Genomic DNA, 14,964 nt, shown 5'->3' on the forward strand with positions numbered 1-14,964 from the left:
GACAGGGAAAACTCATGCTGCGAATTCTGGGCAAGGCGTCATCGATCAACGTGCGCAAAGTGCTGTGGACCTGCGCTGAACTGCAGATCCCGTTCGAGCGTGAGGATTGGGGCTCGGGCTTCAAACCCACCGACACCCCGGAGTTTCTCGCCCTCAACCCCTGCGCCATGGTGCCGGTGATTCAGGACGGCGATTTCACCCTGTGGGAATCGAACACGATCATTCGTTATCTGGCGGGCAACCATGGCGGCGCAGACCTTTACCCCACCGAGCCGCGAACCCGCGCGCGGGTCGATCAGTGGATCGACTGGCAGGCGTCGGAGCTGAACCGCTCGTGGTCGTATGCGTTCATGTCTCTGGTGCGTCAGTCACCGGATCATCAGGACAGCGCCGCGTTGCTCAACGGCGTCGATCAATGGTCGAAGACCATGGGCATCCTTGATCAGCAGTTGCAGAAGACTGGCGCGTACGTCAGTGGCGAGCAGTTTTCGCTGGCAGATATTCCTATCGGGCTGTCGGTCAATCGCTGGTTCGAAACGCCGCTCGCGCATCCGGATTATGTCGCCGTCAGGGCGTATTACCAGCGTCTGAGCCAACGCGAAGGCTTTCGCCTGTACGGCAGAAACGGTACGCCGTGAAGCATGACCGTTGCGGCGTCGAGGCATGAGTGACGTCGTCGACGCAGCTACTCTTCTGCACGCACCACCCCGCGCTCCTCCAGCAAACGCACGAACATGCACAAGCTGCGCGACACCGTGCCCCGGCGCCACACCAGCCACGTGGTCAGATAACGAAAATCCGCCGCCAGTGGCCACACGCTTACGGTTGCGCTGCCGGGCATGCTCTGCAGCATCTTGCGCGGCATCAGCGCCAGCCCGGCACCGGCGCTGACGCAAGCGAGCATGCCGTGGTAGGACTCCATCTCGAAAATCTTGCCCGGCACGGCAGCGTCGGTGCTGAACCATTTTTCGAAGTGATGCCGATAAGAACAGTTGGAGCGGAACGCATAGATATTCTCGCCGTTCACATCCGCCGCGCGCTGCACCGGGGGGTGATTGAGTGGCGCGATGATGACCATCTCTTCCTCGAACGCCGGCACGCCTTCCAGCGCCGGGTGCAGCACCGGGCCATCGACGAATGCCGCCGCCAAGCGTCCTGAAAGTACACCGTCGATCATCGTTCCGGATGGCCCGGTCGACAGGTCCAGATCGACCTTGGGATGCAATTGGTTGTACGCCGCGAGCAGTTCGGGGATGCGCACGGCGGCGGTACTTTCCAGCGAACCGAGGGGAAATGCGCCCTGCGGCTCCTCACCGGCGACGGTGGCCCGCGCCTCCTGCACCAGATCGAGAATGCGCCGGGCGTACTCGAGAAAACTCCAGCCAGCCGGTGACAGACGCAAACGGCTTTTCTCGCGAATGAACAAATCGACGCCCAGATCCTGCTCCAGCTGTTTGATCCGCGTGGTCAGGTTCGATGGCACGCGATGAATCTGCGCTGCCGCAGCGCTGATGCTGCCGTGCTCGGCGACGGCTTTGAAGATTTCCAGCTGCACCAGATCCACAGTCATTCTCCAATCGTGAAAGAAACGATCTTTATTATTCAGTTTCCAGAAAACAAACGCCACCCTACTCTAGGCCCATCCACTGAACTCGCAGGAGCCAGCCATGAGCCAGATTTCCAGCCAGACCCATGCCATCTCGATCAACCCCGCCACCGGCGAGCAGATCGGTCACTACGCCTTTGAATCCGCCGAAGCCCTCGACGCTGCGCTGACCCGCGCCGCGTTCGGTTTCTCGAAATGGAAACGCAAGCCGCTGCAGGATCGTTCCCGCGTCCTGACCGCCCTCGCCGGCGCCCTGCGTGACAGCGCCGAAGCCATGGCGACCATGATCACCCTGGAAATGGGCAAGCCGATCGCCCAGGCCCGTGGCGAAATCGAAAAATGCGCCAAGCTCTGCGAGTGGTATGCCGAAAACGGTCCGGCGATGCTCGACGCCGAACCGACTCAGGTTGCAGGCGGCAAGGCGCGCATCGAGTACCGACCACTCGGGCCGATCCTCGCCGTGATGCCGTGGAACTTCCCGATCTGGCAGGTGCTGCGCGGTGCCGTTCCGGCGCTGATCGCCGGCAACACCTACGTGCTCAAGCATGCGCCGAACGTGATGGGCAGCGCCTACCTGCTGCGCGACGCCTTCAAGAACGCCGGTTTCGCTGACGGCGTGTTTGAAGTGATCAACGTCACCCCCGAAGGTGTTTCGACCGCCATCGCCGACTCGCGCATCGCCGCTGTCACCCTGACCGGCAGCGTGCGCGCCGGCATGGCCATCGGTGCCCAGGCCGGTGCCGCGCTGAAGAAATGCGTGCTGGAACTGGGTGGTTCAGACCCGTTCATCGTGCTCAATGATGCGGATCTGGATGAGGCCGTGCAGGCTGCCGTCATCGGTCGCTACCAGAACTCCGGCCAGGTCTGCGCCGCGGCCAAGCGCCTGATCATCGAAGAAGGCGTGGTCGAAGAGTTCACCCGCAAATTCGTCGAGGCCACGCGTCAATTGAAAGTCGGCGATCCGCTGTCCGCCGACACCTACATCGGCCCGATGGCGCGTTTCGATCTGCGTGACGAACTCGACCAGCAAGTGCGTGACACCCTCGAAGAAGGCGCCACCCTGCTGCTCGGCGGCGCTAAGGCCCAAGGCCCGGGCAACTACTACGAGCCGACCGTGCTGGCCGACGTCACCGACCGCATGACCTCGTTCAAACAGGAACTGTTCGGCCCGGTGGCATCGATCATCACTGCCCGCGATTGCGCCCACGCCATCGCCCTGGCCAACGACAGCGACTTCGGCCTGACCGCGACGATCTACACCGCCAACGTCGCACTGGCCCAGCAACTGACCAGCGAACTGGACACTGGCGGCGTGTTCATCAACGGCTACTCCGCCAGCGACCCGCGCGTGACCTTCGGCGGCGTGAAGAAAAGCGGCTTCGGTCGCGAACTGTCGCACTTCGGCGTACGTGAGTTCTGCAACGCGCAGACCGTGTGGCTGGATCGCAAATAACACCTCCCCCTGTAGGAGCTGCGGCACGCTGCGATCTCTTGATTTTGATTTTCCAGATCAAGATCAAAAGATCGCAGCCTCGTTTCACTCGACAGCTCCTACAGGGTTTTACGTCGTGCGTTGATTGCGCGAGCGCAATGACCCCAGGGCTTACAGATATTTCAGCCAGGCGATGTCGCGACGCCGCGATTTCAGCGCAGAGAACCAGCGTACCGCCGGGTACAGTGCCAGCGCCAACAGCAGTGACACCAGCCAGATCGCCGCTACTGAATCGAAGCCGAAATAGCTACCGTGGTTAAGGCCGAACAGCGCCACGGCAATCAGATACAGCACCTTCAGCACGTACAGGTGCAACAGATAAAAGAACATCGGCGCCGAACCGAAGACCGTCAGCCAGCGAATCCAGCGGCGCGTCTGCAGCCGTTCGAACACCAGTAACAACAGCAATCCGGTGCTCACCGTCAGGGTGATGAACAGCAGCGATGGCGGGTACTTGGTGATGTTGAAAAACGCCATCAGCGTTTGCACAGTCGTGTCTTCAACCGCCCAAGGCTTTTCGCCATAAGCGTTGATCAGCCGCAGTCCCACAAAGCCCAGCAAACCGGCGATACCGCCCAGCAACAGGCCTTGCTGGCGGCTCAAGGCATCAGCCCCGCGGGCGAACCACGGGCCCAGCGCATAACCCAGACCGATTACGCCGATCCACGGCAACAGCGGATACGAAGTGCGCAAGCGCAGACTGTCACCGACCTCGATCCAGCCCCGATCATGCAGAATCGCCCATGGCACATGCAGTGCCGACTCCGGCGCGAAATGCAGCCCATCCAGCAGGTTATGCCCGGCAATGATCGCCAGACTTAGCGTCAGCAACAGCCAGCGCGGCAACCAGACCAGCAGCGACAAGGCGATCATGCTCAAGCCAATCGCCCAGATCACCTGCAGATAGATCACGCTCGGCGGCAACTGAAACGTCCATGCAAAATTCACCAAGGTGAATTCCAGCACCACCAGAAACAGCCCACGCTTGAACAGGAAGGCACTGACATCGGCCTTGCCCGCGTACTTCTCGCCGAACAGCCACGCAGACAATCCAGTCAGCAACACGAACACCGGTGCGCACAGATGCGCCAACGTGCGACTGAAAAACAACGCCGGCTCGGTGCTGGCGATGTCCATCGGGTCGGTCACCTGGCGGTGCAACAGAAACGTTTCACGCACGTGATCCAGCAGCATGAACAGGATGACCAGACCGCGTAACGCATCAATGGACAGCAAGCGGCCGGTCGGCGGCGGGTTGGAACGGGCACACGCAATCGTCATGGACATTTCGCCATCGAGTCAATGAATCGGGGGCGCATAACTACACGTCCCGCCAAAAATTTGCGTTACTCTATAACATTAAAAGTCGATTCCCAAGCCAAACGCCATTTGCCCAATCACGTCAGGCTTCTATAGTGATCAGGCGCCCTGTGCCCTTTGCGCCTGCTGTCGAGCGTTGCCCATGACCTCAACCGAACACCTGATCATCTGCGAGCATTGCGACTGCGTGTACGAAAAAGTCGTGCTCGGCAAACACCAGAAAACCCTCTGCGTGCGGTGCGGCGGCGTGCTGCAGCGCTACAACGGCTTGACCGTCGAGCAGCGGCTGGCCCTGAGTTTCACTGCGGCGATGCTGTGGCTGTTCGCCAATTTCTATCCGGTGATGAGCATCAGCATGAAGGGCCTGAAGAACAGCGCGACGCTGTGGGATTCGGTGCTGGCGCTGAGTCAGGGGCCGATCACGTTCATGGCGATGGTCGCGGCGATCTCGATCATCATCGCCCCGGCGTTTCAACTGGTGCTGTTGATCTGGGTGCTGAGTTTCGCCTTGTCATCGCGCCGGGCACCGGGCTTCAAGCTGTGCATGCGCTGGCTGGAAACCCTGCGCCCTTGGAGCATGCTCGAAGTGTGTCTGCTGGGGGCGATGGTGGCGGTGTTCAAACTGGCCGGGCTGCTCGATGTGCTGCCGGGTATCGGTCTGTTCGCCTTGGCGGTGCTGAGTCTGATGATGATCCGCATTGCCGGCCGTGACATTCGTGATCTGTGGGACATTCTATGAAGCGTCCCGCGACCGCCAGCGAACTGAATCTGTGCCTGTGCCACAGCTGCGGGCTGGCCTGTGACCTGACCGACGAGCCGCACCAGTGCCCGCGCTGCGATGCGCCGTTGCATCGGCGCAAGACCAACTCCCTGACGCGCACCTGGGCCTATCTGTTCGCCGCGCTGGCATTTTACGTGCCGGCCAATCTGCTGCCGGTGATGAACACGGTGATGCTCGGCAACGGCGCCGACAGTACGATCATGAGCGGCGTGCTGGAGTTCTGGGAGGGCGGCGCGTGGGACATCGCGCTGATCATTTTCATCGCCAGCATCGCGGTGCCGGGAATCAAATTCGTCGCCCTGTCGCTGCTGCTGATCACTGTGCAGCGGGGCAGCGACTGGGCGCGACGTGAGCGTTCGAAGCTGTACCGTTTCGTCGAGTTGATCGGCTACTGGTCGATGCTCGACGTGCTGGTGGTCGCCCTGGTCGCGGCGCTGGTGAAGTTCCAGGCGCTGGGCGATATCGAACCACGCCCGGGCATCCTGTTTTTCGGCATGGTGGTGGTGTTCACCATGCTCTCGGCGATGAGTTTCGACCCACGGCTGATCTGGGACAACGCCCCGGACGACGAACCGCTCAGCGACGTACCACCTCAAGCAGCACCTGCAACGGATGGCGCAGCGCCCGATCCGACTGGCGCTTGACCTGACTGCGGCACGAATAGCCGGTGGCCAGTGCTTCGCCCTGCTCCGCCGGAGCCTCGACCCGCCGCGCCCACGATTGCTCGTAGATCAGCGCCGAGGTTTCGCGATTGCGTGCTTCATGGCCGTAGGTGCCGGACATGCCGCAGCAACCGGTGGCCTGCGTCGCCAGTTTCAACCCGACCCGTTCGAACACTTGCTCCCACTGGCGGGTGGCGGCCGGCGCGTTGGTTTTCTCGGTGCAATGTGCCAGCAGACGGAATGACCGGGCCGCATCGGCAGCGGCCTGCTCCGGCATCACCTTGAGCAACCATTCCTGCACCAGCGCGACTTCCGGGCAGTGGTCCATTCCGGGCACTTTCAGGTATTCCTGGCGATAGACCAGCGTCATCGCCGGATCCAGCCCCAGCAGCGGCACCCCGAGGTCAGCCAGCTCGCGCAGTTGCCGGGCATTGCGCAACGCCGCGCGGTTGAACGCCGAAAGGAAGCCCTGCACATGCAGCGGCTTGCCGTTGGCGCTGAACGGTGCCAGATACACCTGATAGCCAAGTCGTGAAATCAACTCCAGCAGATCCGCCAGCAGCGGCGCCTCGAAGTAACGGGTAAAGGCATCCTGCACCAGCACCACACTGCGCTCGCGCTGGGCCGGGGTCAGCGCCGACAGATTGGTGACCGTCGCCGGCTGCACCTTCCAGCGGCGCAGCGCGGCGTGAAAATCGAAACGGCTGAGCAACGGCACATCGACCATGCCACCGAGACGCTCCAACTGTTTGCGCACAAATGTTGCGCCCATCAAACCGTTGTACAGTGCCGGAATCCGCGCCATGTACGGAATGCTGTACTCCAGCGAAGCAATCAGATAATCCCGCGCCGGGCGCAGATAACGGCTGTGATACAGCTCCAGAAACCGCGAACGGAATTCCGGCACGTTGACCTTGACCGGGCACTGCCCCGCACAGGACTTGCACGCCAGGCAACCGGCCATGGCGTCATACACCTCATGGGAAAAGTCTGCCTCCTGCGCGCGGCTGTTGCGCCATCGGGTCCAAAGGTTGCGGAAAAAGGCCGGACGACGGATCGCATCGGACAGCACATCAACCCCCGCCTCGCCCTGCAAACGCAGCCATTCTCGGATCAGCGATGCGCGACCCTTGGGCGATTGCGCACGCTCGCGGGTGGCTTTCCACGATGGGCACATGGCGTCGTCGGGATCGAAGTTGTAGCAGGCGCCGTTGCCGTTGCAATGCATGGCTGCGCCGTAGCTCTGCCAGACCTTTTCGTCGATTTGCCGGTCGAGTTCGCCGCGCAGGGTCACTTCGTCGATTTTCAGCAACGCCGCGCCGGTATTGGCCGGGGTGGCGATCTTGCCCGGGTTGAACTGGTTGAACGGGTCGAACGCGGCTTTGAGTGCCTGCAACGCCGGGTACAGCTCACCGAAAAACGCCGGCGCGTATTCCGAGCGCAGGCCTTTGCCGTGTTCACCCCACAACAGGCCGCCGTACCGCTGGGTCAGCGCCGCGACACCGTCAGACACCGGACGCACCAACGCCGCTTGCTGCGGATCCTTCATGTCGAGAATCGGCCGTACGTGCAACACGCCGGCATCGACGTGGCCGAACATGCCGTACTGCAAACCGTGGCTATCGAGCAGTTCGCGCAACTCGGCGATGTACTCGGCCAGGTGCTGCGGCGGCACTGCGGTGTCCTCGACAAACGGCTGCGGCCGCGCTTCGCCGGCAACGTTGCCGAGCAGGCCGACTGCGCGTTTGCGCATGCCATAGACCTTGTTCACCGCCGCCTGACCGACCGCCAGGGTATGGCCGAGGCGTTCGACCGTGGTGTCGCTGCTCAAGTGTTCGAGGAAGGCTTCGACCCGGTGTTGCAGGTCCTCGGGATCATCACCGCAGAACTCCACCAGGTTGATCCCCAGTGTCGGGCGCTCGGCACTTTCCGGGAAGTATTCGGCGACGCCGTGCCAGACGATGTCCTGCATCGCCAGCAGCAACACCTTGGAATCCACGGTTTCAATCGACAGCGGCTTGAGCGCCATCAGCGCCCGGGCATCGCGCAACGCATCCATGAACCCGGCGTAGCGAATGTTCACCAGCATCGTGTGTTTGGGGATCGGCAGTACGTTGAGCTTCGCCTCGACCACAAAGCCGAGTGAGCCCTCGGCGCCGCACAGCACGCTGTTGAGGTTGAAACGCTTGTCGGCCTCGCGCAGGTGCGCCAGGTCGTAGCCGGTCAGGCAGCGGTTGAGATCGGGGAAGCGCTGTTTGATCAGTTCGCCCTGCTCATCAATGATCTGCCGCGCACAGCGATAAACTTCACCCACCCGATCTTCACGGGCACACAGCGCTGTCAGGTCGTCTTCCGCCAGCGCTGCGCCGTGCAGGCGTTCGCCGCCACGCAGAACCATGTCGAGTTCCAGCACATGGTCGCGGGTCTTGCCGTAGGTGCAACTGCCCTGGCCACTGGCGTCGGTGTTGATCATGCCGCCGACGGTGGCGCGGTTGGAGGTCGACAGCTCCGGGGCGAAGAACAGCCCGGCGGATTTCAGTGCGGCGTTGAGCTGATCCTTGACCACCCCGGCCTGCACCCGCACCCAGCGCTGCTCGACGTTGATTTCCAGAATGCGGTTCATGTGCCGCGACAGATCAACGACGATGCCATCGGTCAGCGACTGACCGTTGGTGCCGGTGCCACCGCCACGCGGCGTGATCACCACTTGCTGATAGGCCGGCTCGGCGATCAGCCGAGCGACCCGCGCCACATCCTCCGCATCCATCGGAAACACCGCCGCTTGCGGCAGACGCTGGTAGATCGAGTTATCGGTGGCCAGCACTACGCGGCTGGCGTAATCGGCACTGATCTCGCCACGAAAACCACTGGCTTTCAGGGTTTTGAGGAACTTCTGGTAATCGGCGGTCAATGCAGTGGCGGGCGACAGCTGGGCAATCATCGGTCGGGAAATCTCGGTCAAAATCGGGCCGTGTGGCGGTGAACAGTTGTGCGCAATGAATGATTGCGTCACGCTCCCGCCATCTCGTGGTGCTTATGTTCATTGCTTGGCGCCGTCGGGACAAACGTAAAATCGACCCGCAATCCATGACTAAAACGAATGAATCCGCGAACCCTCACCCCTTCCATGTCGTTATTGCTGGCCTTCGAAGCTGCCGCACGCCATGAAAGCTACACCCGCGCCGCCCACGAACTGTCGCTGACGCAAAGCGCGGTCAGCCGTCAGGTGCAGATTCTGGAAAAGATGCTCGGCATGCGCCTGTTCAGCCGCGAAGGCCGGCAAGTGGTGCTGACCGATGTCGGGCGCATGTATCAGCGCGAACTCGCTGAAGCCCTCGGGCAGATTCGCAGCGCAACCCTGCAGGCCATGGCGTTCGGTTCCGGCATTCATAGTTTGCGTCTGGCGACGCTGCCGACCTTCGGCTCGAAATGGCTGCTGCCGCGACTCAAGGACTTCTACACCGCGCACCCCGGCATGACCGTGCACTTGCATTCACGGATCGAAGCGATTGACTTCGACACCAGCGAGATCGATGCGGCGATCTGTGTCGGTGCGGGAGACTGGCCGGGGCTGAGCGCCCTGCCCCTGCACACTGAAGAACTGGTGGTGATTGCCAGTGCGCAGTTGTCGTTGGCCGAGCGCGATGAAGCGGAACAGCACATCGCCGGGCAGTTACTGCTCAATGTCAGCAGCAATGCCCAGGCCTGGGCGGAGTGGTTCACCCATCATGGTTTGCCGCACCGCAGCATGCGCATCGGGCCGAGCTTTGAAATGACCTCGCACCTGATTCAGGCGGTCCGGGCGAATATTGGCGTGGGGCTGGTGCCACGGATTCTGGTGGAGGATGAATTGCTTAACGGCGAGCTGCAGCAACTGGGGGAGCCGATCACCAGCCGCCGCAGCTACTACCTGGTGTATCCGCCGCGTAATGAGGCGTTGCCGTCACTGAAAGCGTTCAGGGACTGGTTGGTGCATACGCTCTGACCGCAGCCCCCACAAATGCAAAACATAACGAAACGCCGCTCGATGAGCGGCGTTCAGTCAATCCCGGTACTGGCGCTTTAGCGGTGGCGGCGCACTCGGCCCCCTGACGAGGGGCTTGGCCAGCAGCTTGCCATCCGGGCCATAAAACAGGCGCCTGACGCTGGGCGGCATGGGAGTAGGCTCTTTTGCGCTCATGATGAAACCTCTTCGACAGAACTGAATTCGACCCACTGGACTTTCGAGGAATCTATCACCAATAGTTCGGCGCCAAAAGGCAACGCCACGCCATCCTCCCCCAGCCAGCCTGGATTCAGCATGATGAACTGCCCCTCCAGCGGGCCGGAAGGCCACTCGACGGGCCAGCCGAACAATCGCCTTTCATCCGTCAAATGCAGCGTTACCAGGCGATTGTGGCGGGCAAAGGTGCTGTACCACTCGCTGGGGTATGAGTTTTTATTCGTTACATTTTTACTTCGTAACCATTTGTGCAATTTGTCATTCGAGGCCAGAGCACACGACAACAAGCCGAGCGCCATCGAGACCATGAACGCCCACACGGCCTGGGATTTGCCATCCCACTTTCCTACAGAAAAGCCTTTCGAGCCTACCCATAGACCAATAGCGCCGATCCCCAACACCACCCCATGAATCACAAACGTAAAGATCAACGCCTGCACAATCTGCCCAAACGTATCAGGCCGCTTGAATGAAGTGAGCGTGTAAAAAATCCAGGTCGAGACAAACCCGGGAATCAGATACTGCAACAACGGAATAACTTCTTTGACCAGATCATCCATGATCCGTGGCTCCTTGAAAGGCATGCCCCTCCGGTTACCGGGCGGCACTCAGAAGCCTAGCGCACACTGGAATACGCCTCGTGCCGATCTGTCACAGCGCATTTCGCAAAGCAAAAAAAAGCAGAAACCATTGATCCGGTTTCTGCTTTTTGTGCGGCTGGCTTTTGCAGCGGAGGCTGGGCTTTACAGGCAGTCACGCACCGATTTGCGCAACGACCCGGACTTGGCCCATGGCGGTCCCTGATACAGGGAAACGCGACTGCCGTCCTTGTATTTGATGATATCGAGAATCTCGTCGGCGGTGACGAGGCTCGGCGCCTTGATCCGGTAGCCGTTGGAAATGGACGTCTGCGTGGTCTTCGGAATGTCCTGTTGCCACAACGGCAACAAACACGCGGCATAGTCTTTAGGCGCTTTGGTGGTGGTTTTGCTGAGATTTGGCTCGCCCGGCACCAGCGATGCTGGCAATGAGCAACCTGCCAGCAATGCCAACGCCAAACTCCCGATCCATATCCGCATGGTGTTTCCCTGATCTGAAAAAAAGCGAATGTAACGTGTAACCGGTTGTACATCCATCCCGACGCCCCGCTACAAGAGCATTTGGACAAATATTTACATCCATTCACCCGGTGGCAGACGAGCTGCGCTTCGGCGATGAAAAATGCGGCTACTCTGTTTTACCGAGAATGACCGGAGGTGATCATGCGGCTCAATCAATACGAACACGAACTTCAGCGTGACCTGCAAGCCGTTGCATCGGATCTGCGATGGTCGGCAGTCGACCTCAAGCGCATCGCCGAACAGTTGCGCAAGAGTGGCAATGAAGCGGATGCCCAAGCGGTTCTGAGGTCTTGCGAGGTGCTGCAAAGTGATGAAGAACGATTGCAGTCCTATGCCAAGGAAGTGAAAACGCGCTCCATCAGCCGAAGCAAGGTTCACTGACAGCGACCCTGCCCTCAACAAGAGCCCCGGCAAGCACCGGGGCACTTTCGTTACATTTGCTTCAACTTGCAGTGTGACTTCGCGCTCGCACCGAGCGTTTTCTGTAACCCGGCAACGCAGCGGCATAGGCCAGCGCTTCCTCTCTGCTACCGAACGACGCAAGCCGATCGCCTTGAGTACAAACCCGCCACGGGCCGTTGTTCACGCTGAGTACGTCGTAGCCGTTCATGTGCATTTTGTTCAAGACCGGAATGCTCATGGGTACCTCCTTTTTGCCGACGGTGGATTCAGCTCTGCCTTTTTAACTTACACCCGGATGCCGCAGCTGTGCCGACCGGGTGTCGCCATCGCGATGCGCCAAGGCTCTGGCACTTTCCGCCAGGCCAAACACTCAAAACCCCGAGGGAACCTTTGAATCCGGGGTCGGCTCGAATATTGCAGTTTTATTTCATTTATGTGACACGCAGTAAACAGGTAACAGATGAAAGTACGCGCCACCGTTATTTGCGAGCAGGATCGACATGTGCTCCTGGTACGCAAACCCCGCTGCCGCTGGACATTGCCCGGCGGCAAGGTCGAGCCTGGGGAAACCAAAGCCGGGGCGGCGACGCGCGAGTTGCAGGAAGAAACGGCACTGGATGCCGAGCAGATGTTGTATCTGATGGAACTGCACAGCGGCAGCACCCAGCATCATGTCTACGAGGCCTCGGTGCTCGACCTTGAGCAGTTGCGCCCGCAAAACGAGATCATCGAATGCATCTGGCATCCGCTGGACGCGGTGCAGAATCTGCCCACCAGCGACGCGACATTACGCATCGTGCAGGCGTTTCAGCGGCGCTTGTAAGGTATCAGCCGGCGAATGCCCGGCGCCCGGCGCTCATTTCCGTACGCAGTTCGCCGATGAAGTTGGAAATATCGCGGATCGTCACCAGATGTTCCGGTGATACGCCATTGAGCAACAACTCGACTCGCCCGGAGTCAGGCTCATACACCTTGATCCGCAACAGTCCCTGCTCCACTTGTGTGCATTCGCATTCAAGCGACGGAAAGCCGGATTCGACAATCCGGCAGATGTCGGCAATGGCTAGCATGGGCGTACGCCTCGCAGGCGATGAGTCGATCGACCCGTTGAGCATAGATGAGCCCTCAGCAACCCGCCGCCCCGAGAAGTGCCAACCCGATCACATTTTTCGCGCAGCCTTAGTGGGCGTCATGATCCCAGATCCAGTTCCACATCCCCGGCAACTGCACCGGCTGCGAACTTTGCTGAACCGTGCGCGCCAGCGCCGCTTTCAACAATGCCGCGTGATCATCGTAGAACGGTTTGTCCGCCAGTTTCACGCCCGTGGCGGCGGCGCTGTCGAGCAGGATCTGCAGGTATTCGCGGGTGTGCCGCGCGGTGTAACGGTTGAGGTCATGAAAGGTCACCACTATCGGAATCACCCCGTCCACGGTGGGAAATTCGCCGAGGGCAATGCGCTCGCGGACTTCCGATAGCTGGCGCAGCATATTCGCCCGACGTCGGGGACTGGCGTTGAAGCCCCAGATCTTGCCGTCATTGGCGCTCAGATCAGTCAACAGCACGTGCAAGCCATGCTGCTGATAGGCGGCAAAGGTGCGCTTGTCGTAATTCCAGAATGGCGGACGCAGCAGGATCGGTGCTGCTCCGGTGATCGCGGCGATATCCGCCGTGCCGTTGCTCAACGACTGCTCCAGTTCTTGCGGATCGAGCGAGCGATGGTTGGTGTGCCAATGGGTGGCGGTGTGGAATCCGAGGATGTGCCCTTCGGCGTGCTCGCGCCGCATGATGCCGCGACCAATGTCACTGTTGCCCGCACGCGGCGCACGGGTCTGGACGAAGAACACCGCTTTGATGTCCGGTTGCACCGGGTTGACCTTGAGGCTATCGAGCACTGTCGCCGACGGATTCCAGAAACTCGAGGCGCTGGGGCCATCATCGAAGGTCAGCAAAAAGCGCACCGGCGCCTGGGCCTTGAGCCGGGTTTCGGTTTGCGCGGTCATTTCGATCGGCGCGGCAATGCAGCCGGCCAGCCCAAGTGCGATGGCCGCTGCACAGAGAAGATTGAACGCGTATTTCATGTTTTGCCTTGCGCCTGACCGTTGCGGCCCTGTTGTCGACTGGCAAAACTCCCTCGCCCTGATCCATCCCTGCGCCCGGCTTCGCGAGCCAGGTTTGGATAGGGTACACAGGCTTTGGTTCCGGCGCTCGCTTAGTCAGCCAGTGCCTGTTGAAATGAAGTATCGATGATTCCGGCGGTGGCCAGCGGTGCCGGCAAGGCCTTGACCTTGAACAGGAAGTCCGCGGTGCCCTGCAGGTCGGCCGCCGCCCGTTGATCCACCGGCCCGACAGTCATGTGCGCCTGACGCAACCAGTGTCGAGAGACCTGCTGATCGAGATTGGCTTTCTTCGCCCACAGGTCCGCGTATTCGTCGGTGTGGCTGTCGACCCAGGCCCGCGCCTGTTTCAAACGCCCGAGAAAATCGGCAATCGCGGCACGCTTGCTGTCGATCGACGGCGCCGACGCGGCAATCGCGCTGAGGCCCGGCATCAGGTTTCTCGCGGTGAGAATCGGCCGCGCACCGGAGAACACGATTTGCTGGGAGATATACGGTTCCCACACCGGGAACGCGTCGATGCTGCCCTGTGGCAATGCCGCTGCCGCATCAATCGGCATCAACTTGACGAAGTCGACGTAATTTTCCGGCAGGCCGCCCTGCTCCAGGGCGCGCAAGGTCAGCTGCTGGCTCCAGGCGCCGGGCCAGTAGGCGACTTTCTTGCCCTTCAGATCAGCGATGGTTTTCACCGGCGAATCTTTCGGCACCAGCAAGGCGATAGTGTCCGGGTTCTGCCGGGACACACCGATCAGTTTCACCGGCGCCTGTTTGGCGGCGAGAAACAGAAAACCCGAATCGCCAAGAAAGCCCAGATCCAGCGAGCCGGTCTGCAACGCCTCGGCCAGTGGCGCGGCGGCCTGGAAGTGTTTCCAGTCGACGCTGTATGGCGCGTCTTTCAGCACGCCAGAGGCTTCGACAGAGGCGCGGATGTTGTAGTAGTTCTGGTCACCAACATGCAGGACCAACGGCTCGGCGGCGTGGGCAAGCGGTGCGGTGAATAACGCGGTGATCAGTGTGCTGCGGAGTAAACGGGAGAGCTTCATGGCGGGTCCTGCAATGGGATTTTGCATAGAACATAACGCTGTTGATAAACCGATTTTAAATTCGATTAAGGCATAAGCTCAGCGCTCGGAATGCTCACTGTCCGTTGCGCAACAGTGCATTGCCACAATGTTTCCCACGCAACAGTTGAAAGGCGCTAAAACCGGGGAAAACCCCGTAAACATGGGTCGAGAAGCACATG

16 protein-coding genes are annotated in these 14,964 nt (G+C 60.6%); 7 read left to right on the forward strand and 9 right to left on the reverse strand.

Annotation, left to right across the window (positions count from 1 at the left end; translation table 11 throughout):
* Positions 1-14 precede the first annotated feature (14 nt).
* Positions 15-638, forward strand: coding sequence for a glutathione S-transferase family protein (locus JN524_RS03730; RefSeq protein ID WP_202368523.1), 624 nt, complete (start codon positions 15-17; stop codon positions 636-638).
* Between the two features lie 47 nt (positions 639-685).
* Here JN524_RS03730 and ptrR read toward each other — a convergent pair whose 3' ends face one another.
* The gene (gene ptrR / locus JN524_RS03735) at positions 686-1,564 is read right to left on the reverse strand and encodes a putrescine utilization regulator PtrR (protein ID WP_202368581.1); all 879 of its coding nucleotides are present in this window, start codon (positions 1,562-1,564) and stop codon (positions 686-688) included.
* 103 nt (positions 1,565-1,667) lie between these two features.
* Here ptrR and JN524_RS03740 point away from each other — a divergent pair, with 103 nt between their 5' ends.
* On the forward strand, positions 1,668-3,059 hold the full coding sequence (locus JN524_RS03740) for an aldehyde dehydrogenase family protein (RefSeq protein WP_202368524.1): 1,392 nt from the start codon (positions 1,668-1,670) through the stop codon (positions 3,057-3,059).
* Positions 3,060-3,209: 150 nt separating this feature from the next.
* Here the strand turns inward: JN524_RS03740 and JN524_RS03745 are convergent, their stop codons facing one another.
* The gene (locus JN524_RS03745) at positions 3,210-4,379 is read right to left on the reverse strand and encodes a DUF1624 domain-containing protein (RefSeq protein ID WP_202368525.1); all 1,170 of its coding nucleotides are present in this window, start codon (positions 4,377-4,379) and stop codon (positions 3,210-3,212) included.
* A gap of 181 nt (positions 4,380-4,560) precedes the next feature.
* On the opposite strand from JN524_RS03745, the gene JN524_RS03750 reads away from it, so the two are divergent.
* Positions 4,561-5,157: a paraquat-inducible protein A gene (locus JN524_RS03750; protein WP_003225887.1), complete on the forward strand. Its 597-nt coding sequence runs from the start codon at positions 4,561-4,563 to the stop codon at positions 5,155-5,157.
* Entirely contained in the window at positions 5,154-5,843 is a 690-nt protein-coding gene (locus JN524_RS03755) for a paraquat-inducible protein A (protein ID WP_202368526.1), read from the forward strand. Before JN524_RS03750 ends, JN524_RS03755 begins: the two co-directional genes overlap by 4 nt.
* Here the strand turns inward: JN524_RS03755 and ydiJ are convergent.
* A complete protein-coding gene (ydiJ, locus tag JN524_RS03760) occupies positions 5,776-8,802 on the reverse strand; it encodes a D-2-hydroxyglutarate dehydrogenase YdiJ (protein WP_202368582.1) in 3,027 nt (1,008 codons plus the stop codon). The genes JN524_RS03755 and ydiJ overlap by 68 nt on opposite strands.
* A gap of 159 nt (positions 8,803-8,961) precedes the next feature.
* Between ydiJ and JN524_RS03765 the strand changes: the two genes are divergently transcribed.
* On the forward strand, positions 8,962-9,846 hold the full coding sequence (locus JN524_RS03765) for a LysR substrate-binding domain-containing protein (protein ID WP_139054746.1): 885 nt from the start codon (positions 8,962-8,964) through the stop codon (positions 9,844-9,846).
* Between the two features lie 191 nt (positions 9,847-10,037).
* On the opposite strand, the gene JN524_RS03770 is transcribed toward JN524_RS03765, so the two are convergent.
* On the reverse strand, positions 10,038-10,643 hold the full coding sequence (locus JN524_RS03770) for a DUF6338 family protein (RefSeq protein ID WP_097090321.1): 606 nt from the start codon (positions 10,641-10,643) through the stop codon (positions 10,038-10,040).
* 183 nt (positions 10,644-10,826) lie between these two features.
* Positions 10,827-11,162, reverse strand: coding sequence for a hypothetical protein (locus JN524_RS03775; RefSeq protein WP_003225912.1), 336 nt, complete (start codon positions 11,160-11,162; stop codon positions 10,827-10,829).
* 183 nt (positions 11,163-11,345) lie between these two features.
* Between JN524_RS03775 and JN524_RS03780 the strand changes: the two genes are divergently transcribed.
* Complete coding sequence (locus JN524_RS03780; protein ID WP_047598284.1) at positions 11,346-11,585, forward strand: hypothetical protein; 240 nt, start codon at positions 11,346-11,348, stop codon at positions 11,583-11,585.
* Between the two features lie 61 nt (positions 11,586-11,646).
* Here the strand turns inward: JN524_RS03780 and JN524_RS03785 are convergent, their stop codons facing one another.
* Complete coding sequence (locus JN524_RS03785) at positions 11,647-11,844, reverse strand: DUF2188 domain-containing protein (protein WP_096796397.1); 198 nt, start codon at positions 11,842-11,844, stop codon at positions 11,647-11,649.
* Between the two features lie 222 nt (positions 11,845-12,066).
* Between JN524_RS03785 and JN524_RS03790 the strand changes: the two genes are divergently transcribed.
* Complete coding sequence (locus JN524_RS03790) at positions 12,067-12,429, forward strand: NUDIX hydrolase (RefSeq protein ID WP_007966809.1); 363 nt, start codon at positions 12,067-12,069, stop codon at positions 12,427-12,429.
* A 4-nt stretch (positions 12,430-12,433) separates the two neighbouring features.
* On the opposite strand, the gene JN524_RS03795 is transcribed toward JN524_RS03790, so the two are convergent.
* The 3 genes from JN524_RS03795 to JN524_RS03805 all read right to left on the reverse strand — a co-directional run bounded on the left by JN524_RS03795 (position 12,434) and on the right by JN524_RS03805 (position 14,764).
* Positions 12,434-12,676 carry a DUF1652 domain-containing protein gene (locus JN524_RS03795; RefSeq protein WP_003225919.1) on the reverse strand — a complete coding sequence of 81 codons (243 nt, stop codon included), beginning with the start codon at positions 12,674-12,676 and terminating at the stop codon, positions 12,434-12,436.
* A 109-nt stretch (positions 12,677-12,785) separates the two neighbouring features.
* On the reverse strand, positions 12,786-13,685 hold the full coding sequence (locus tag JN524_RS03800; protein ID WP_202368527.1) for a polysaccharide deacetylase family protein: 900 nt from the start codon (positions 13,683-13,685) through the stop codon (positions 12,786-12,788).
* 131 nt (positions 13,686-13,816) lie between these two features.
* Positions 13,817-14,764 carry an ABC transporter substrate-binding protein gene (locus JN524_RS03805; protein ID WP_202368528.1) on the reverse strand — a complete coding sequence of 316 codons (948 nt, stop codon included), beginning with the start codon at positions 14,762-14,764 and terminating at the stop codon, positions 13,817-13,819.
* Positions 14,765-14,964: the final 200 nt, after the last annotated feature.

Origin of the sequence: Pseudomonas sp. MWU318, assembly GCF_016756945.1 — a bacterium.
GTDB classification, from domain to species: Bacteria; Pseudomonadota; Gammaproteobacteria; order Pseudomonadales; family Pseudomonadaceae; genus Aquipseudomonas; species Aquipseudomonas putida_A.